This is a genomic window from Enterobacter genomosp. S (assembly GCF_001631805.1).
GTDB classification, from domain to species: Bacteria; Pseudomonadota; Gammaproteobacteria; order Enterobacterales; family Enterobacteriaceae; genus Enterobacter; species Enterobacter quasihormaechei.
On record NZ_LVVA01000012.1, the window covers coordinates 555,779 to 574,750 of the forward strand.

At 56.2% G+C, this 18,972-nt stretch carries 14 protein-coding genes; 9 read left to right on the forward strand and 5 right to left on the reverse strand.

The features are described 5' to 3' along the window. Positions 1-117: 117 nt before the first annotated feature. The gene (locus A3466_RS10245) at positions 118-1,548 is read right to left on the reverse strand and encodes a 6-phospho-beta-glucosidase (protein ID WP_063450490.1); all 1,431 of its coding nucleotides are present in this window, start codon (positions 1,546-1,548) and stop codon (positions 118-120) included. Between the two features lie 266 nt (positions 1,549-1,814). Between A3466_RS10245 and purM the strand changes: the two genes are divergently transcribed. The 4 genes from purM to ppx all read left to right on the forward strand — a co-directional run bounded on the left by purM (position 1,815) and on the right by ppx (position 7,297). Next, a complete protein-coding gene (purM, locus tag A3466_RS10250; RefSeq protein WP_063450491.1) occupies positions 1,815-2,852 on the forward strand; it encodes a phosphoribosylformylglycinamidine cyclo-ligase in 1,038 nt (345 codons plus the stop codon). Next, a complete protein-coding gene (purN, locus tag A3466_RS10255; RefSeq protein ID WP_063450492.1) occupies positions 2,849-3,490 on the forward strand; it encodes a phosphoribosylglycinamide formyltransferase in 642 nt (213 codons plus the stop codon). The genes purM and purN overlap by 4 nt, the downstream gene beginning before the upstream one ends. Before the next feature lie 204 nt (positions 3,491-3,694). Beyond that, positions 3,695-5,755 carry a polyphosphate kinase 1 gene (ppk1, locus tag A3466_RS10260; protein ID WP_006811494.1) on the forward strand — a complete coding sequence of 687 codons (2,061 nt, stop codon included), beginning with the start codon at positions 3,695-3,697 and terminating at the stop codon, positions 5,753-5,755. A gap of 3 nt (positions 5,756-5,758) precedes the next feature. Beyond that, the gene (gene ppx / locus A3466_RS10265) at positions 5,759-7,297 is read left to right on the forward strand and encodes an exopolyphosphatase (protein WP_063450493.1); all 1,539 of its coding nucleotides are present in this window, start codon (positions 5,759-5,761) and stop codon (positions 7,295-7,297) included. 4 nt (positions 7,298-7,301) lie between these two features. Here the strand turns inward: ppx and A3466_RS10270 are convergent, their stop codons facing one another. Continuing rightward, positions 7,302-9,542, reverse strand: coding sequence for an EAL domain-containing protein (locus tag A3466_RS10270; RefSeq protein ID WP_063450494.1), 2,241 nt, complete (start codon positions 9,540-9,542; stop codon positions 7,302-7,304). 368 nt (positions 9,543-9,910) lie between these two features. Between A3466_RS10270 and A3466_RS23695 the strand changes: the two genes are divergently transcribed. Next, positions 9,911-10,081, forward strand: coding sequence for a YfgG family protein (locus A3466_RS23695; protein ID WP_064910267.1), 171 nt, complete (start codon positions 9,911-9,913; stop codon positions 10,079-10,081). Positions 10,082-10,237: 156 nt separating this feature from the next. Then, positions 10,238-10,705 (forward strand): DUF6130 family protein, encoded by a 468-nt coding sequence (locus tag A3466_RS10275; RefSeq protein ID WP_063450495.1) that lies wholly within the window; start codon positions 10,238-10,240, stop codon positions 10,703-10,705. A gap of 111 nt (positions 10,706-10,816) precedes the next feature. Here A3466_RS10275 and A3466_RS10280 read toward each other — a convergent pair whose 3' ends face one another. After that, entirely contained in the window at positions 10,817-11,653 is an 837-nt protein-coding gene (locus A3466_RS10280; protein WP_063450496.1) for a MipA/OmpV family protein, read from the reverse strand. A 203-nt stretch (positions 11,654-11,856) separates the two neighbouring features. On the opposite strand from A3466_RS10280, the gene A3466_RS10285 reads away from it, so the two are divergent. From A3466_RS10285 to A3466_RS10295, 3 genes are all read left to right on the forward strand, one after another. Further along, complete coding sequence (locus A3466_RS10285; protein ID WP_063450497.1) at positions 11,857-12,534, forward strand: response regulator; 678 nt, start codon at positions 11,857-11,859, stop codon at positions 12,532-12,534. Then, positions 12,534-13,922 (forward strand): sensor histidine kinase, encoded by a 1,389-nt coding sequence (locus A3466_RS10290; protein WP_063450498.1) that lies wholly within the window; start codon positions 12,534-12,536, stop codon positions 13,920-13,922. The genes A3466_RS10285 and A3466_RS10290 overlap by 1 nt, the downstream gene beginning before the upstream one ends. A 153-nt stretch (positions 13,923-14,075) precedes the next feature. Next, positions 14,076-14,555, forward strand: coding sequence for an RrF2 family transcriptional regulator (locus A3466_RS10295; protein ID WP_063450499.1), 480 nt, complete (start codon positions 14,076-14,078; stop codon positions 14,553-14,555). Between the two features lie 64 nt (positions 14,556-14,619). Here the strand turns inward: A3466_RS10295 and oqxB are convergent, their stop codons facing one another. Together oqxB and A3466_RS10305 are read right to left on the reverse strand one after the other, a co-directional pair. Next, positions 14,620-17,772 carry a multidrug efflux RND transporter permease subunit OqxB gene (oqxB, locus tag A3466_RS10300; protein ID WP_063450500.1) on the reverse strand — a complete coding sequence of 1,051 codons (3,153 nt, stop codon included), beginning with the start codon at positions 17,770-17,772 and terminating at the stop codon, positions 14,620-14,622. Between the two features lie 23 nt (positions 17,773-17,795). Next, positions 17,796-18,971 (reverse strand): efflux RND transporter periplasmic adaptor subunit, encoded by a 1,176-nt coding sequence (locus tag A3466_RS10305; protein ID WP_063450501.1) that lies wholly within the window; start codon positions 18,969-18,971, stop codon positions 17,796-17,798. Between the last annotated feature and the right edge of the window lies 1 nt (position 18,972).

The window sequence follows — 18,972 nt, forward strand, 5'->3', positions numbered from 1 at the left end:
AAACAAAAAAGCCGGAGGCAGGGCTCCGGCTTGGGTGCGGGATCTTGCCCGGTGGCGCTGCGCTTACGCGGGCCTACGTGTATTGTAGGTCGGGTAAGCGTTAGCGCCACCCGACAATTAGAGGTTATCGCCGTTGCTGGCAATCACCTGCTTATACCAGTCGAACGATTTCTTCTTGCTGCGGTTAAGCGTGCCGTTCCCTTCGTTATCTTTATCGACAAAGATAAAGCCGTAGCGTTTCTTCATTTCACCGGTGCCGGCAGAGACCAGATCGATACAGCCCCACGGGGTGTAGCCCATCAGATCGACGCCATCTTCCACCACCGCTTTTTTCATCTCGCGGATGTGTGCAGACAGATAATCAATGCGGTACTGGTCGTTTACCGTGCCGTCGCTCTCCTGCACGTCGATCGCGCCAAAGCCGTTTTCAACAATGAACAGCGGCAGCTGATAGTGATCCCAGAACCAGTTCAGAGAGTAGCGCAGCCCGACAGGGTCAATCTGCCAGCCCCAGTCGGATTTCTGCACGTACGGGTTGGAGACCAGACTCTTGCTCTCGTCGTAATCCAGCGCCGGATTATCTGCCGTCGCTTTGGTGGCGAAAGACATGTAGTAGCTGAACCCGATGTAATCCACGCAGCCCTGCGTCAGCGCCGCCTTATCTTCTTCGGTGATATCCAGCGCGAAGCCGCGACGTTCAAAGTAGTTGAGCAGATGCTGCGGATACTTGCCGCGCACGTGCACGTCGGTGAACCAGTAGCGGCGATGCATGGCGTTCATCGCCATCATCATGTCGTCCGGGGCACAGGTCAGCGGATAGATGGGACACATGGCAATCATGCAGCCGATTTGCAGCGACGGGTTGATCTCGCGGCCCGCCTTAACCGCCAGGGCGCTGGCCACCAGCTCATAGTGCGCCGCCTGGAACATGACCGGCTCGCGGTCTTCACCCGGCGCATATTTCAGCCCGGAGTTGGTGAACGGCGCAAAGTCTTCGTGGAAGTTGGCCTGGTTGTTGATCTCGTTAAAGGTCATCCAGTACTTCACCTTGTGCTGGTAACGCTCAAAAACGACCTTCGCGAAGCGCACGAAGAAGTCGATCAGCTTACGGTTGCGCCAGCCGCCGTACTCCGTCACCAGATGGAAAGGCATCTCGAAGTGGGAAAGCGTAATAACCGGTTCAATGCCGTGCTTCAGGCATTCGTCGAACAGATCGTCATAGAATTTGAGGCCCGCCTCGTTCGGCTCCAGCTCGTCGCCTTTCGGGAAGATACGCGTCCAGGCGATAGAGGTACGGAAGCATTTGAACCCCATCTCGGCAAAGAGTTTGATGTCTTCTTTATAACGGTGGTAGAAATCGATGGCCTCATGGTTAGGGTAGTTTTTCCCCTCCAGCACGCCGTTGGTGATTTCACGCGGCACGCCGTGTGCGCCCGCGGTCATGACGTCGGCAACGCTTACGCCCTTACCGCCCTCTTTCCAGCCGCCCTCAAGCTGGTGAGCTGCAACGGCCCCACCCCACAGAAAATCTGCTTTGAATCCTGACATTCGCTTTCCCTCATTCTGCGTTATTTTCTGCAAAAACAGTTACAGAAACCGGTTTCAGTTTGATGATGTGCAAAGGGGAAAGCCGTTGCAAGCAGATCGCAGAAACCGGTTTCATTTTCGTGAACAGAGTCAAGTTTGTCGCCCTTTACCGGCCACTGAGAAAAAAAGATCTTCGCGCCCAGAATAGGCTCGCAAACGTTTGCCTGGACTGTTAGAATTGCGCCGATTTTTCTTACTAGCTATGCAATCGCGTGGGGACTTGAGCCGTGACCAACAAAACTTCTCTCAGCTACAAAGATGCCGGTGTTGATATTGACGCAGGTAATGCGCTGGTTGACCGAATCAAAGGTGTGGTGAAAAAAACCCGCCGCCCGGAAGTGATGGGTGGCCTGGGTGGATTCGGCGCACTGTGCGCGCTGCCGCAAAAATATCGTGAACCTGTGCTGGTCTCGGGTACGGATGGTGTAGGGACAAAACTGCGCCTGGCGATGGATCTTAAGCGTCACGATACGATCGGTATCGATCTGGTGGCGATGTGCGTCAACGACCTGGTGGTACAGGGCGCTGAGCCGCTGTTCTTCCTGGATTACTACGCGACCGGCAAGCTGGACGTGGACACCGCAGCCAGCGTCATTAACGGCATTGCCGAAGGCTGTCTGCAATCCGGCTGTGCGCTGGTCGGCGGTGAGACCGCTGAAATGCCCGGCATGTATCACGGTGAAGATTATGACGTCGCAGGCTTCTGCGTTGGCGTGGTAGAAAAATCAGAAATTATCGACGGCAGCAAAGTGGCTGACGGCGATGTGCTGGTTGCGCTGGCTTCCAGCGGCCCGCACTCTAACGGCTACTCTCTGGTGCGTAAAATCCTCGAAGTAAGCGGTTGCGACCCGCTGACCACCGAGCTGGACGGCAAACCGCTGGCCGATCATCTGCTGGCCCCGACCCGCATCTACGTGAAAAACGTGCTGGCGCTGATTGAGAACGTCGACGTTCACGCCATCGCTCACCTGACCGGCGGCGGCTTCTGGGAAAACATTCCGCGCGTGCTGCCGGACAATACCCAGGCGGTAATCGACGCCTCCTCATGGCAGTGGCCGTCCGTCTTCAACTGGCTGCAAACTGCCGGCAACGTAAGCTCGCACGAAATGTACCGCACCTTTAACTGCGGCGTGGGCATGGTTATCGCCCTGCCGGCAAGCGAAGCGGATAAAGCGGTTAAGCTGCTGACAGAAAAAGGTGAAAACGCGTGGAAAATCGGTACGATTAAAGCGTCCGATTCCGAACAGCGTGTGGTCATTGAATGAAAAACATCGTGGTGCTTATTTCCGGCAACGGAAGCAATTTGCAGGCCATCATAGACGCCTGCAAACAGAAGAAAATCAGTGGCACCATTCGGGCAGTATTCAGCAACAAGGCCGATGCGTTCGGCCTTGAGCGCGCGCGGGAAGCCGGTATTCCCGCGCACGCGCTGGAAGCCAGTCAGTTTGCGGGCCGTGAAGCGTTTGACCGCGAACTGGTGCAGGAAATTGACGCCTACGCGCCCGACCTCGTGGTGCTGGCAGGCTATATGCGCATCCTGAGCCCGGCGTTTGTTGAACACTACGCCGGTCGGCTGCTCAATATTCACCCTTCCCTGCTGCCAAAATACCCCGGCCTGCACACCCATCGTCAGGTGCTGGAGAACGGCGATGAGGAGCACGGTACCTCCGTGCATTTCGTCACCGACGAGCTGGACGGCGGTCCGGTGATTTTGCAGGCGAAAGTGCCGGTCTTTGCCGGCGACAGCGAAGACGACGTGACCGAACGCGTACAGACGCAGGAGCACGCCATTTATCCCCTGGTGGTAAGCTGGTTTGTCGATGGACGCCTGGAGATGCGCAACGGCGCAGCCTGGCTGGACGGCGTGAAGTTGCCCCCGCAGGGTTATGCGGCCGAAGAGTAGTCTGTTCTGTCGGGTGGCGCTGCGCTTACCCGACCGACAGAGTGCATTACCCGATATTCCCTTCTCCAACCCTCTAAAATCCCCAACAAAAAAAATAACTGTCATACTTTTCTGGCACTGTTGGACATATCGTGGAAATGCTCGCCATAATAAGGACGAGACGGATTTACCACGTCCTGTGATTGAACTGGAGTGTGAGCTGTAATGGGTCAGGAAAAGTTATACATTGAGAAAGAGCTAAGCTGGTTAGCATTCAACGAACGTGTACTTCAGGAAGCGGCCGATAAAAGCAACCCGCTGATTGAGCGCATGCGTTTTTTAGGCATCTATTCCAACAACCTGGATGAGTTCTATAAGGTTCGCTTTGCCGAACTGAAGCGCCGAATCATCATCAGTGAAGAACAGGGCTTAAACTCCCACTCGCGGCATCTGCTTGGAAAAATCCAGTCTCGCGTCATGAAAGCCGATCAAGAATTTGATGGCCTCTATAACGAGCTGCTGCTGGAAATGGCACGCAATCAAATCTTCCTGATCAACGAACGTCAGCTCTCCGCGAATCAGCAAAACTGGCTTCGCCACTATTTCAAACATTATCTGCGCCAGCACATTACCCCGATTCTGATCAACCGTGAAACCGATCTGGTGCAGTTCCTGAAAGATGATTACACCTATCTGGCAGTGGAAATCATTCGCGGTGAAACCATCAACTATGCGCTGCTGGAAATTCCGTCCGATAAGGTTCCGCGCTTTGTGAATCTGCCACCGGAAACGCCGCGTCGACGTAAACCGATGATTCTGCTGGATAACATCCTGCGTTACTGCCTTGACGATATCTTCAAAGGCTTCTTCGATTACGACGCGCTAAACGCCTACTCGATGAAGATGACCCGTGACGCCGAGTACGATCTGGTGCACGAGATGGAGGCCAGCCTGATGGAGCTGATGTCCTCCAGCCTCAAGCAGCGCCTGACCGCAGAGCCGGTGCGTTTTGTTTATCAGCGCGATATGCCGGACGCGATGGTGGAAATGCTGCGCGATAAGCTGACCATCTCCCGCTACGATTCCATTATCCCCGGCGGGCGTTACCACAACTTTAAAGATTTCATCGGCTTCCCAAACGTTGGCAAAGCCAACCTGGTGAACAAGCCGCTGCCGCGCCTGCGCCATATTTGGTTCGATAAGTTCCGCAACGGGTTCGACGCCATCCGCGAGCGCGATGTGCTGCTCTACTATCCGTATCACACCTTTGAACACGTGCTGGAGCTGCTGCGTCAGGCCTCGTTCGATCCGAACGTGCTGGCGATTAAAATCAACATCTATCGCGTGGCGAAGGATTCCCGCATCATCGACGCGATGATCCACGCGGCGCACAATGGCAAGAAAGTGACCGTGGTGGTTGAGCTACAGGCACGCTTCGACGAAGAGGCGAACATCCACTGGGCGCGCCGCCTGACGGAAGCGGGCGTGCACGTCATCTTCTCCGCGCCGGGGCTGAAAATTCACGCCAAGCTGTTCCTGATTTCCCGTAAAGAAGGCGACGACGTGGTGCGTTATGCCCATATCGGCACCGGTAACTTCAACGAGAAAACCGCGCGAATTTACACCGACTACTCGCTGCTGACGGCCGATGCGCGCATTACCAACGAAGTGCGTCGGGTGTTCAACTTCATTGAGAACCCGTACCGCCCGGTTAGCTTCGACTACCTGCTGGTGTCCCCGCAGAACTCGCGCCGCCTGCTGTACGATATGATCGACAAAGAGATTGCCAACGCGCAGAACGGATTGTCGTCCGGCATCACGCTGAAGCTCAACAACCTGGTGGACAAAGGCCTGGTGGACCGCCTGTACGCGGCCTCCAGCTCCGGCGTGCCGGTTAATCTGCTCATTCGCGGCATGTGCTCGCTCATCCCGGAACTGGAAGGCATCAGCGACAACATTCGCGTGATCAGCATTGTGGATCGCTACCTTGAACACGATCGCGTCTATATTTTCGATAACGCCGGTGATAAGCGCGTATATCTCTCTTCCGCCGACTGGATGACGCGTAATATAGATTACCGTATTGAAGTGGCGGCGCCGCTGCTGGATCCCCGCCTTAAGCAGCGTATTCTGGACATTATCGAGATCCTGTTCAGCGATACGGTGAAAGCACGTTATATCGACAAAGAACTCAGTAATCGCTATGTACCGCGCGGCAATCGCCGAAAAGTCCGGTCGCAGCTGGCGATTTACGATTACATCAAATCACTTGAGCAACCCGATTAACCTATGCCAATAAACGATAATACCCCACGCCCGCAGGAGTTCGCTGCGGTCGATCTTGGCTCAAACAGTTTCCATATGGTCATCGCCCGCGAGGTGGATGGCGCGATGCAGATCATCGGTCGTCTGAAACAGCGCGTGCATCTGGCCGATGGTCTTGATGCGCGTAACATGCTGAGCGAAGAGGCAATGGAGCGCGGGCTAAACTGCCTGTCGCTGTTCGCAGAACGTCTGCAAGGCTTTTCGCCCTCCAGCGTCTGCATCGTCGGGACGCATACGCTACGCCAGGCGCTGAACGCGCCGGAGTTTCTGAAGCGCGCGGAAAAGGTCATCCCCTACCCGATTGAGATCATCTCCGGTAACGAAGAAGCACGCCTGATTTTTATGGGCGTGGAGCATACCCAGCCGGAAAAAGGCCGCAAGCTGGTGATTGATATCGGCGGCGGCTCAACCGAACTGGTGATTGGCGAAGACTTCGAGCCGCGCCTGGTGGAAAGCCGCCGTATGGGCTGCGTCAGCTTCGCGCAGATGTATTTCCCGGGCGGCGTAATCACTCGTGAAAACTTCCAGCGCGCGCGCATGGCCGCCGTACAAAAACTGGAAAACCTGGCCTGGCAGTACCGTATTCAGGGCTGGAACGTGGCGCTGGGGGCATCGGGTTCAATTAAAGCCGCCCACGAAGTGCTGCTGGCGATGGGTGAAAAAGACGGGTTTATTACGCCTGAGCGCCTGGTAAAACTCACCGAAGAGGTGCTTAAGCATAAGAGCTTCGACGCCCTGAGTCTGCCGGGCCTGTCCGACGAACGTAAAGTGGTGTTCGTGCCGGGGCTGGCGATCCTGTGCGGCGTGTTTGACGCGCTGGCGATCAAAGAGCTGCGCCTGTCTGACGGCGCCCTGCGCGAAGGCGTGCTGTATGAGATGGAAGGCCGCTTCCGTCATCAGGATATTCGCAGCCGCACCGCGCAGAGCCTGGCGAACCAGTACAACATCGACCGCGAGCAGGCGAAACGGGTGCTGGAAACCACGGTTCAGATGTACGAGCAGTGGGAAGAGCAGAATCCGAAGCTGGCGCACCCGCAGCTCGCCGCGCTGTTAAAATGGGCCGCGATGCTGCACGAGGTGGGGCTGAACATCAACCACAGCGGGATGCATCGTCATTCAGCCTATATTCTGCAAAACAGCGATCTGCCTGGCTTCAACCAGGAGCAGCAAACCATGATGGCGACGCTGGTGCGTTATCACCGCAAAGCCATTAAGCTCGACGATCTGCCGCGCTTTACGCTGTTCAAGAAAAAGCAGTTCCTGCCGCTGATTCAGCTGTTGCGCCTTGGCGTGCTGCTTAATAACCAGCGTCAGGCAACCACCACGCCGCCGACGCTGAAGCTGAAAACGGACGACCATCACTGGACGCTGAGCTTCCCGCACGACTGGTTCAGCCAGAACGCGCTGGTTCTGCTGGATCTGGAAAAAGAACAGCAGTACTGGGAAGCGGTCACCGGCTGGCTGTTGAAGATTGAAGAAGAGAGCTCTGAGGCAGCCGCGTAAAGGCTCAGGCGCTTTCCTGAGAAGGCTGCGTTTCGAGCAGTGTTTCAAGCTCCACCGGCAGCCCAATCAGATAGCCCTGCACATAATCGATACCTAGCGCGTGCACCGCGCTACGTATCTCTTCTGTTTCCACGTATTCCGCCACCACCAGCATTTTCTTCATCCGGGCCAGATGGCAAATGGAGGCCACAATCTGGTAATCCAGGCTGTTGCTGACAATATTGCGAATAAAGCCGCCGTCGATTTTGAGGATGTCAGCGTCCACGCTTTTTAACCGCGCGTAGCTGGCGTAGCCGGTGCCAAAATCATCAATGGCGATCCGTATCCCCATTTTTTGTAATTTTCTGAGGTTAGTTTCCGCCCGATCCGCATGACCAAAGGCGCTGCTTTCGGTCACCTCAAAAATCAGCTGCCACGCTTCAACGGCATATTTCGCTAACAGGCGGCTCACCTCGAGCGGGAACTGAGCCCGGTAGACGGTAGACGGTGCAAGGTTGATCGCAAAGCGCTGGCCCGGCAGACGTTGACGGTGCTGCGCCAGGAAACGCAACGTACGCTCCAGTACCCATAAATCCACACGCGACGATAAGCCAAACTCCTGTGCTATGGGCAGGAACTGCTCGGGAAAGATCAGCGCACCGTTATCGTCGCGCATCCGCAGCAGCACCTCGTGGTAACGATCGCCGCGCAGCCCGCGAACCGGCTGAACCAGCAGGGTAAAGGCATCCTGCTCTAGCGCTGTCTGCAAACGACTCATCATCGCCACCTTATCTTTCAGACTACGCTGCAAATGAACGGCCCCACGCTGCTGAAGATTTTCCGGATGGTTGGTGGAGAGGGAGAGGTCGGCCACGATGCCCAGTTCCCCCAGCACCAGATAGAGATGATTGACGGGTGAACGTACATAGCAGTAGCTCACGCCGACCTGAGGCTGTACCGGCATACCATCCCAGATAAAAACGAACTGCTTGATGTGCTCGTCCAGCGTCTCAATGCGCTGCTGATGCGACTCCGCATCCAGACGCACCGCCATGTCATACCCGGTGAGGTGATAGACGCGCTCATTTGGCTGAAGGGTGCCATTTATCCATTGCGCCAGCTGCTGTTTATACTGGATGCGCAGCAGTACGCCGTAATTACGCCCCAGCACTTCCAGTTCGGGCACGCGCAGTAAGCAGAGCGCCGACCAGGGGTTACTGGCCAGCTCGCGCGACAGCGCCCGCAGATTCGGCATATGCACAACCGGATCGAGAAACGCCTGACTGCGGGAACGAATATTGATGGCGCGCTGGCGTGTCGCCAGCATCGACATGTAAATGACGACAAATGAAAAGACCAGATAGCTGGAGGAGGTAATCGCCAGCTGAATGTCATAGCCCTGATACTGCGGAATGTAGTGATAATAATAATGAATCGACACCAGCAGGACCGGCGTCCAGATAATCGACATCAGCTTGTAGCCAAAGCGCATCGCGCCCCAGAGCATGACGGGCATCAGCAGTGACAAGGTATAGTTCGTACTGAAAATAGAGCTGTTGATGTTCATGGGCAGCAGAAGCATGCCCAGCAGCCCTCCCAGCGCTAAAAACCACGCCACGAACTCAACGGCGGTGACCTTTTTGTCTATTTGCGCGCGAATTTGGGATATCAGCCCTTTGACGTAGCGCGGATGGCGAATCAGACGGATCAGCAAATAGCTAAGCGGCACGCCCGTCAACCCGCTCACCAGCAGGGCCTGATAGTTAATGAGCGTACGGATGTTGAAAGGATTTAACCCTGCCAGGCTTTGGCGACTTTCGTACACGCCGAGATAAACCGCAAACTGAAACAGTATTAAAAAGAGCGTTGCGGGGCAGAAAACCTGCCAGAAAATACGCTGCCCCATCAGGCGCACGTCGCCGTACGCGGTCATATTGCGTCGGGGCGCAAACACGCGATAACCGCCCCAGCTGAGCACCAGGGGAACGATAAAATGCAGAATGCCGGCCACGGTTTCATACAGCCCAACGGAAGGGTAATAGCGTAAAAACAGCGACACCACGATGCCGGGGAGCGCCTCCATGCCAAAGAACAGCATGAGCGTCAGCAGAAAAGAGAGCGGTAAATAATAGAGCGCAACGATACCCTCGCCCAGCTGCGTTAAGGTATTAGCCACGCTCAGAACCGGGAGTAACACGACGGGTAAAATAAGAGGAAGTGCCCACCAGCGGTCTTTATTTTGCTTCAGGATGTGCTGAATATTCATAGATGCTCGTTTACAACCCTTGCGCTCCGGAGGGTAAGTGAAGACAGGCATCCAACCTGACGTATAAGTTGCCTGGAAAATTCCTGGCAAGCACTGTGGAGGAAGGATTTTAAATACCAGCGGCGGGATTCCGTTGACCTAAATCAAATTAAATTATCTGAATAAACTTTCTTACGTTTTCTTTGACTATTTTTCCTGTAATTATCAAGGCGATAAATAAATGCGTTGTTTTTAATAACATAAATTAATGTAAGCATTGACGGTATTTTACATTCCACAGAATTGACCCTGACTTGCAGCTGTGCCTTAATAGCCGCATCGCCCAAAAGGGTATACTCAGGAAAAATAAAGTGAGTCAGGCTACGCGTATGCGAAAACGACATCGATTCAACACCCGGATGACCCGCATCATACTGCTCATCAGCTTCATGTTTTTCTTTGGCCGCTTTGTTTATTCCTCCATCGGCGCCTGGTATCACCATCAGGACAAAATTCAGTCGCAGCAATCAGGTCTTGTGGTGGATACGCCCGAGCGCTAACGCTTGTTCGTTCCCGGCAGACAAACTGTATCGCACTGTATCCCGAGCGCTACGCTGACAAACCGGTACAAAACGCCCGCAAAAGCAAACATCCCCGATACATAAAAATGGTCTTCTGTATCCCTCGCCATAATAAACTGATGAGGAGAGACACAGATGATGCGTCGATATTTCCTGCTTCCTGTATTTGCGCTGACGTCATTTGCTGGCGCACTGGCCGCACCGTTGGATAGCCTGAGCGCCGCTGAGGTTAATGGCCCTGCCGCCGTAGCGCCGCTGGAAAAACCCCAGCCGCCCGCAAAACTGATCGTCGATCCGCCGCTGGCGGGACCGCTGAGTAAAGGTGCGGTCTTTATTCAGTACCGCGTCGAAAACCTGCGCATTGAACCTGTATTTGGACCCGACGCGCTGAAAGTCACTCCGCGTATTGGCCATATTCACGTTGTGGTGGATGACGCGCCCTGGCACTGGGCTGATACCAGCGGCGAGCCGGTGATCCTGGTCGGGCTGCCCGCCGGGAAACACAAGGTAACCCTCATCGTTGCCGACCCGACCCATAAGCCCATCGACCATAAAACCGTTGAATTCACCGTGCCGCCACACGCCGCGGTTCATCACTTTTAAGGAGCCTGTTATGAAAGCATTGTCTGTATTAACAGCGGCGCTGCTGGGGCACGGGGCAATGTGCGCAATCATATTAATTAGTCACAATGCCCCTTCCCCCTCGCTTAACCATCAGAAGCTATATGCCACCTTCAGGCTTCCCGTAGGGGACGTTTTACGCTGAACAATCGGGCTATCGCCTGCATCGCCCGTCAGCTGCGTAACGCCAGCTGCGGCAAGCAGGCTCCAGCGAGAGGTGAGCTTATGGGTCCAGTCCAGGTTCAGCGAATACGCATATATTCCGGCTCCGGCTTCATGTCGGGCAAATCCCGACGCGGCCGACTGGTCGGCGTTGACGCCGTAGTACGTTTGCATAAACTTGCTGGAACCCCAACTGCCGGTCAGCGCCAGCGTTACCGTATTTTTTGGAGATGTATAAAGCGGGCTGGCAATGCCGAAATGCACAGCGTCCCCGTTGTCTCTCTCCGAAACCGGAACCTCAGCCTGCATCTGCACGTTAAGCCAGTCGGTCACCTTGTATTCAAGCCCGGGCACAACGATAGCTGAGCCTTTAATGTCACCCATACCCCGCAGGTAATCGCTGCCGGAGGCGATCGAATCGCTGCTTACATCGCGATCCTTACGTCCTGCGCGATAGCTCAGCGCAGCGTTGTAGTTCAGGTTGCCAAAGCTGTTGCCGTAGCCGATCCCCCGCGTGGTGCTGACAAAGAAACCATTCGCCATAGCGTAATCAACCACCTGAGCCGCCGTGACGCGGCTCTTATCCGAACCGGAATAGCGTGGCGCAACGTCGACGCCGCCCCCCAGGGTTAACACATTGCCCTGAGGCTGCTCTGCCGCCAGCGCCGGGGCGGCCAGTAACGCCAGGACGGCCCCCGGCAGGATGCTTTTCATGCTGCAACCGATGCGTGAACGGGGGAAACTATGACGCAGTTTGATGTTTCTCATTAAAGAAGCCCTTTGGATTCAGATAATTACGATACAAGCGGTGTTAAACGCCAGAACGAACATTCTGAATACCCACCCTGAGGTTCTAATGAGCCGTAAATGAAGAAATGCTGAAGCACGTGAACGTGCTGTAAACACTGAATAATTCCTGTTACCGTTTTTTCTTCAGTTGTTCTTCATTCTCTGTTGATACAGTGACTAATGTGAAAATTCTCCTCATTGAAGACGACCTGGATCTCGGCAATGGCGTACGTATCGCCCTTGCAGATCAGGGATTTGAAGTTATATGGGTACGCCGCAAAGAGGATGCGCTGCATCAGCTTGCGCTCTGCGTGCCGGAACTTATTTTGCTCGACCTGGGGCTGCCCGATGGTGATGGCATGAGCCTGATGACGCGCCTGCGTCAACAGCTTAAGGGCGTCCCCGTCATTATCCTGACGGCGCGGGGCACGCTACAGGACCGCCTGTGCGGGCTGGATGCAGGTGCTGACGACTATCTGGTCAAACCTTTTGTTCTCGCCGAGCTGCTGGCGCGCGTTCGGGCCCTTGCGCGGCGCAGCTATGGCTTTGAGAATGAAGCAATCGAAATTCGCGGTTTATCGCTTCATGTGCCGACGCGTCGCGTGACCGTAAGCGCACGTCACGTAGAGCTGACGGCCAGTGAATATGCGCTGCTTGAAACCTTAATGCTACGCGCCGACCGCGTGCTTACGCGGAGTTATCTGGAAGAAAGAATATTCGGCACAAAAGAAAACCTCAGCAACGCGCTCGACGTGCATATGGGTAACCTCCGGCGAAAGATTGGCGAGGGCTTTGTGCGAACGGTGCGAGGCGTTGGGTACGTTATTGATACCGTACCGGTTCAGAAGGCGGCAGGCTGATGCGTAAAGTTTGGTATCACCTCAGGCTCCCTACGCTGGTCAGGCGAATGATGGTCGCCCAGATGCTGCTGCTTACGCTGCTGTGGTGTCTTTTTTTGACCTTCATTTTGCTGGAGGACCTGCGCAGCCCGCCGATCCTCACGGGCAGTGAGACTTACGAAACCGTTTTTTCCCTTGTCGAGAGCATGGACGATCGCCCGCAGGCGCGTGATGTTGTGCTGGCAGCGTTCAGCAAGGCGCTGCGGGAGGGATATGGCGGCGGCGAAGATCCGGAGCTGTCCATCAACCTCATTGTTCGCAAGCATAATGAGGTTATTTATTCATCGCCTGGCGCGCCAACGGAGGTGAAAAATAGCCGCCTGGGGGAAATGCAGCGTGTCGAGACTGAGGACCACGCCTGGACGAGCCGTACGCTCAAATCCGCGCGCTCCGACGTGGAAGTCACCCTCTTCACCCCGGCCGGGAGCTGGAATTTCTTTATCTACCTGAACTCGCGCGGCTACTACGTCATGCCGCTGATGATATGTATCCCTTTTCTTCTGTTTCCGGCGTGGCTGTCAATCCGCATCGCGATGCGCCCCTGGAACAGGGTGGTGAATGAAATTTCATTGCGCACGCCGGACGATCTCTCTCCTTTAAAGTCCGTCCCGAGGCACAGGGAGCTTCGCCAGACGGTGGACGCGATTAATGACTTTCTCGCCAGGGTGCGGGAAAGCGCCGAAAGGGAGAGAATTTTTATTGCCGATGCCGCACACGAGCTGCGAACACCTCTGGCCGCGATGCGGATCAACGTCGAAGCGTTGCAGTCCTGGGTCATCAGCGAAAGCCAGCAGGAGCTGCTTGCAGGCATTGTTCGCAGCAATAGCCGTGCTGCTCGTCTCGTCAATCAGCTTCTGCTGATGCAGCACAGCGAAGCGCACATCGACATGGTCAGGGAGCCTGTACCGCTGACAACGCTTATTCAGGAGCGCATGGCGGCCCTGGAGCCGCTGGCGTCGGCGCGCAGTATTGAGCTTGAGTTTTTCGCCGACGATGAAATCCGGATCGCAGGCATCCGGGAACGGCTGGTGTCACTGATCGACAATTTGATCGAAAATGCCGTGAAGTACAGCCCCGAGGGGGGACGCATAGAGGTGCAGCTGCAATCGAGAGAGACTTCCGCTCAGCTGCGCGTCTCCGACGCGGGGCCCGGCATTCCGGTTGAACTACGGGAGCGGGTGTTCGACAGGTTTTTCCGCGATCCCAATCAGATCCAGAGCGGGAGTGGCTTAGGGCTTGCCATCGTCAAAGCCGTTACGCAGCAGCACAACGGCAGGGTCAATCTGAGCACGTCAGCAGAAGGTGGCCTGATGGTGACCGTTGACTTTCCGCCCCCCGCGTTCGCATGAACGGAAACGCGGCGCTCCCGCACGACAGCGTTATTTTTCGCATGCCGCAGATTGCTTCAATAAAATTACCGTATTTGTTATATTGTTACTTATTGATTATTCACCTCTGCGGTGCCAAAAAGAACAAGATTCACCGCGACCCAGGACAGAAAAATGCTAGATTACCGCTTCCCGACAGCTTTGCAGATGGTTCTCAGCGTAGCGATGGCGGAGCAATCGGGTGAACGTTCGACGAGTGCAATCCTGGCCTACGGCCTGGAGGCGAATCCGAGCTTTATCCGCAAGTTAATGGTTCCGCTCGCTCGCGACGGTATTATTGTCTCCACGCTTGGCCGCAACGGCTCTATTCACCTTGGCCGCCCGGCGGAAGAGATTACCCTGCGTGATATCTACCTCTCCGTCACGGAAGATAAAAAGCTGTGGGCGTCCCGTCCTGACGTCCCGGCCCGCTGCGTGGTCAGCGCCAACGCCTGCTGGTATTTCAAATCCATTGCTGATGAAGCGGAGCAGGCTTCGCTGGAGGTTTTAGCGCGCCATACCGTCGTCAGCGCGCTGGAAGAGGTAAAAAAAGCCGACACCAGCGGGTGCGATCCGGTGCCGGAAATCTGTACGCAGCATAAAAAAGCGCCTTAATCCTTTACGGACGGCGAAAAAAACCGCCTTCACAGTGAAGACGGTTTTAATTGTCTGCTACGTCCTACGCAGGCAACACTTCTCTTTCCGCTTTGCCGCGCGTCACGAACTTACGCAACGTGACGTAAAAGACCGGCGTCAGGAACAGACCAAACAGCGTCACGCCCAGCATACCGGAGAACACGGTGATCCCGGTGACGCCGCGCACTTCGGCACCCGCGCCGTGGCCGAGGATGAGAGGGATCGTCCCGGCAATAAAGGCGATAGAGGTCATCACAATCGGGCGTAAACGCAGGCGGCACGCTTCCAGCGCGGCTTCCATAATGCCTTTGCCCTGCATTTCCAGCTCGCGGGCAAACTCTACGATAAGAATCGCATTCTTACAGGCCAGCCCCATCAGCACCACCAGACCCACCTGCACGAAGACGTTGTTATCGCCCCCGGTCAGCCAGACGCCAAACAGCGCGGAGAGCATGGTCATCGGCACGATGAGGATCACCGCCAGCGGCAGCGTCCAGCTCTCATACAGCGCCGCCAGCACCAGGAACGCCAGCAGTACCGCGACCGGGAAGACGATCAGCGCCGTGCTGCCCTGCGTAGCCTGCTGGAAGCTCAGGTCCGTCCATTCAATATTCATTCCGTTCGGCAGGACCTGTTTAGACATGGCGTCCAGTTGCGTCATGGCCTGCGTGGACGAGAGCACGCGCGGGTCGGCATCGCCAATCAGATCCGCCGCCGGGTAACCATTGTAGCGGATCACCGGGTCCGGCCCGTAGGTGGTGCTGATATTCACCATGCTGCCGATCGGCACCATTTCGCCGAGGTTATTGCGGGTACGTAAATTCGCAATATCTTCCACGCTGTCGCGGAACTGCCCGTCGGCCTGCGCCATCACGCGCCAGGTGCGGCCAAATTGGTTAAAGTCGTTTACGTATGACGAGCCCAGATACGTTTGCAGCGTACCGAACAGATCGGTGAGCGACACGCCCTGCGCTTTCGCCTTATCACGGTCGACCTGCACGTCCAGCTGCGGAACGTTAGCCTGATAGGTTGAGATGGGGAAGTGCATCCCCGGCGTCTGCATAATTGCACCGGACATGGTGTTCACCGCATTTTGCAGGGCGCCATAACCCAGACCTGCGCGATCCTGAATATACAGGGAATAGCCAGATCCCTGTCCCAGCCCCAGAATCGGCGGAGGCAGAATCGAGAAGCCGAAGCCCTGCTGGATTTGCGCGATTTTCGCGTTGATCTCCGCGTTAATTTCCGCCGCAGAGTGTTTACGCTGGTCAAACGGCTTCAGGCCAAAAAATACCGTCCCGGTGTTCGGCGTATTGGTGAACTGGAGCGCATTCAGGCCAGGAAACGCAACCGCATAATCCACGCCTTCGGTATTCATACCGATTTCGCTCATTTTGCGGATCACCGCATCGGTACGCGCCAGCGACGAGCCTTCCGGCATTTTCACGCCGCCGATCAGGTACAGCTTATCCTGCGTCGGAATAAACCCGCCGGGTACGGCTTTAAACATCACGCCCGCAGCACAAAGCAGCAGCAGATAAACCGCAAATACCGCCCCGCGTCGGCCAAGCGTTTTGCCCACCAGCCCCTGATAGCCGGTCGAGCTGCGGTGGAAAAAGCGGTTAAACGGACGGAAAATCCAGCCAAACAGACGATCGATAAGCCGGGTCGGGAAATCTTTTGGCGCGCCGTGCGGCTTCAACAGCAGCGCGGCCAGCGCTGGCGAGAGCGTCAGCGAGTTGATCGCGGAGATCACCGTTGAAATGGCTATCGTTACTGCAAACTGCTTGTAGAACTGGCCGGTAACGCCAGAGAGGAATGCCATCGGCACAAACACCGCGCACAGCACCAGCGCTATGGCGATAATCGGCCCGGACACTTCCCGCATAGCCTGATGCGCTGCCGCAAGCGGGGCGAGCCCCTCTTCAATATTTCGCTCGACGTTCTCAACCACCACGATGGCATCGTCCACCACGATACCAATCGCCAGCACCAGCCCGAATAAACTCAGGGTATTAAGCGAAAAGCCCAGCAGATAGAGAATACTGAACGTGCCCACGACAGATACCGGCACCGCGATCAGCGGGATGATCGACGCCCGCCAGGTTTGCAGGAACAGGATCACCACCAGCACGACCAGCACCACCGCTTCCAGCAGCGTCTGCACCACCGCGCGGATGGAATCGCGAACGAAAACGGTCGGGTCGTAAGGCGCCGCCCATTTCATATCATCCGGGAAACGGGTGGACAGTTCGTCCATTTTCGCACGCACCGCGTTAGACAGATCGATGGCGTTTGCCCCGGGAGACTGGAAGATACCAATCCCGACCGCGTCTTTATTGTTGAGTTGTGAACGCAGCGCATAGCTGCCAGACCCCATCTCTATGCGCGCCACGTCGCGCAGGCGGACGACCGTCCCATCCTGCGTTGTTTTCAGGACAATATTGCCAAACTCTTCTTCGGTATGCAGCCGGCCCTGAGCGTTAATGGAGATCAGGAAATCGCTCTCTTTCGGCAGCGGTTCGGCACCAAGCTGTCCGGCGGACACCTGCACGTTCTGCTCCTGCATCGCCGTCACTACGTCCGAGGCCGTCAGCCCGCGTGCCGCCACCTTGTTCGGATCCAGCCAGACGCGCATCGCGTATTCGCCCGAGCCGAAAATCTGAATCTGCCCCACGCCGGGCAGGCGCGCCAGCTCGTCCTTCACCTTCAGCGTGGCGTAGTTACGCATATACAGTGAATCGTACTTACCGCCGGGCGAAAACAGATGCACCACCAGCGTCAGCGTCGGGGACTGCTTCTGAGTGGTGATGCCCAAACGCCGCACATCTTCCGGCAGACGCGCCTCAGCCTGCGCTACCCGGTTTTGCACCTGAACCTGCGCCTGATCCGGGTCGGTACCTGGACGGAAGGTGACGGTGGTCACCAGCACGCCGTCGGAACCCGCAACGGACTTCATGTACATCATGTTTTCAACGCCGTTGATCGCTTCTTCCAGCGGCGTCGCCACGGTCTCGGCAATCACCTTCGGGTTGGCGCCCGGATACTCCGCGCGTACCTGCACGCTTGGCGGGACGACGTCAGGATATTCGCTCACCGGCAGCAGCGGGATAGCGATTAATCCGGTGATAAAAATCAGAATCGACAGTACGGCGGCAAAAATCGGCCTGTCGATGAAAAAACGGGAAAAGTCCATGGGTTGGATTCTCAGGTAAGGGATCAGTTGAGGGCGGTGCTGGCGGTCATGGAAACGGTTTTCGCGTTAACCGGCATACCCGGCATAAACACTTTTTGTAACCCATCGACGATGACTTTATCCCCAGGATTCAGTCCCTGCTGTACGATGCGTAAACCGTCGGCCAGACGCCCGGGCGTGATATCGCGACGCTGCGCTTTTCCCTCTTTATCAACGACATAAACATATTTACGATCCTGATCGGTCAGCACCGCTTTATCGTCAACAAGCGTGGCTTTAAATTCCGCGCTGCCCGGCAGGCGCACGCGGGCAAAAAGACCCGGCGTGAACTGACGCTGCGCGTTATCTAACAGGGCGCGCATGCGGATCGTTCCGGTACTCGGTGTGAGCTGATTATCAAGAAAATCCACTTTGCCCTGGTGGGGATAACCCTCTTCACCGGTCAGGCCGATCTCCACCGGCAGCGCCGTATGATGACTGGACGCCCCCTGCCCGCTGCGGGCAAGGTTTTGATAGTGAAGGTAGGTTGACTCGTCCACGTCGAAGTAGACGTAAACCGTCTTCTGCGAAACCAGGGTGGTGAGCACGCTGGCGCTGTCGCCGGCGGTGACCAGATTACCGCTGGTGATCAGTGCACGGCTGGCGCGGCCATCGATGGGCGCGGTCACTTTGGTGAAGTCCAGGTTAAGCTGCGCGGCATCAACCGCCGCCTGCGCTGCGCGAATGTCGGCCTGCGCCTGGGTGGCGGCCGAACGACGCTGCTCCCACTCTTCACGGGAAACCACGTTAGTGTTGACCAGTTTATCGGTCCGGTTAGCCTCGCTTCGCGCCAGGCTGGCCTGCGTTTTGGCTCTCGCCAGCGCCGCCTGCGCCTGTTCCAGCGCGGCACGATAGGTTCGGTCGTCAATCGTGAACAGCACCTCGCCCTTTTTCACCTCCTGGCCGTCGGTGTAATTCACTTTATCAATGTAGCCGGAGACGCGCGGGCGCAGCTGGACGCTTTCCACCGCCTCAATGCGACCGTTAAAGCTGTCCCACTGGCTAATGGATTTCACAACCACGTCAGCGGCGCTGACGGCGGGCGCCTGCGGCGCGGCATTTTGCGCGACGCTGTCATCGCACCCGACCAGCAGCACGGAGAGTAATATCACCCCCATCGCGCTCAGATGAAAGTTGCCCCAGGTTTTTTGCAGGCTCATT

What these genes read in the sequence shown, in the direction of transcription:
- A3466_RS10245 (WP_063450490.1), bottom strand. Translation starts at nt 1,548, where the DNA reads ATGTCAGGATTCAAAGCAGATTTTCTGTGGGGTGGGGCCGTTGCAGCT.
- purN (WP_063450492.1), top strand. Translation starts at nt 2,849, where the DNA reads ATGAAAAACATCGTGGTGCTTATTTCCGGCAACGGAAGCAATTTGCAG.
- ppk1 (WP_006811494.1), top strand. Translation starts at nt 3,695, where the DNA reads ATGGGTCAGGAAAAGTTATACATTGAGAAAGAGCTAAGCTGGTTAGCA.
- ppx (WP_063450493.1), top strand. Translation starts at nt 5,759, where the DNA reads ATGCCAATAAACGATAATACCCCACGCCCGCAGGAGTTCGCTGCGGTC.
- A3466_RS10270 (WP_063450494.1), bottom strand. Translation starts at nt 9,542, where the DNA reads ATGAATATTCAGCACATCCTGAAGCAAAATAAAGACCGCTGGTGGGCA.
- A3466_RS23695 (WP_064910267.1), top strand. Translation starts at nt 9,911, where the DNA reads ATGCGAAAACGACATCGATTCAACACCCGGATGACCCGCATCATACTG.
- A3466_RS10275 (WP_063450495.1), top strand. Translation starts at nt 10,238, where the DNA reads ATGATGCGTCGATATTTCCTGCTTCCTGTATTTGCGCTGACGTCATTT.
- A3466_RS10280 (WP_063450496.1), bottom strand. Translation starts at nt 11,653, where the DNA reads ATGAGAAACATCAAACTGCGTCATAGTTTCCCCCGTTCACGCATCGGT.
- A3466_RS10290 (WP_063450498.1), top strand. Translation starts at nt 12,534, where the DNA reads ATGCGTAAAGTTTGGTATCACCTCAGGCTCCCTACGCTGGTCAGGCGA.
- A3466_RS10295 (WP_063450499.1), top strand. Translation starts at nt 14,076, where the DNA reads ATGCTAGATTACCGCTTCCCGACAGCTTTGCAGATGGTTCTCAGCGTA.
- oqxB (WP_063450500.1), bottom strand. Translation starts at nt 17,772, where the DNA reads ATGGACTTTTCCCGTTTTTTCATCGACAGGCCGATTTTTGCCGCCGTA.
- A3466_RS10305 (WP_063450501.1), bottom strand. Translation starts at nt 18,971, where the DNA reads ATGAGCCTGCAAAAAACCTGGGGCAACTTTCATCTGAGCGCGATGGGG.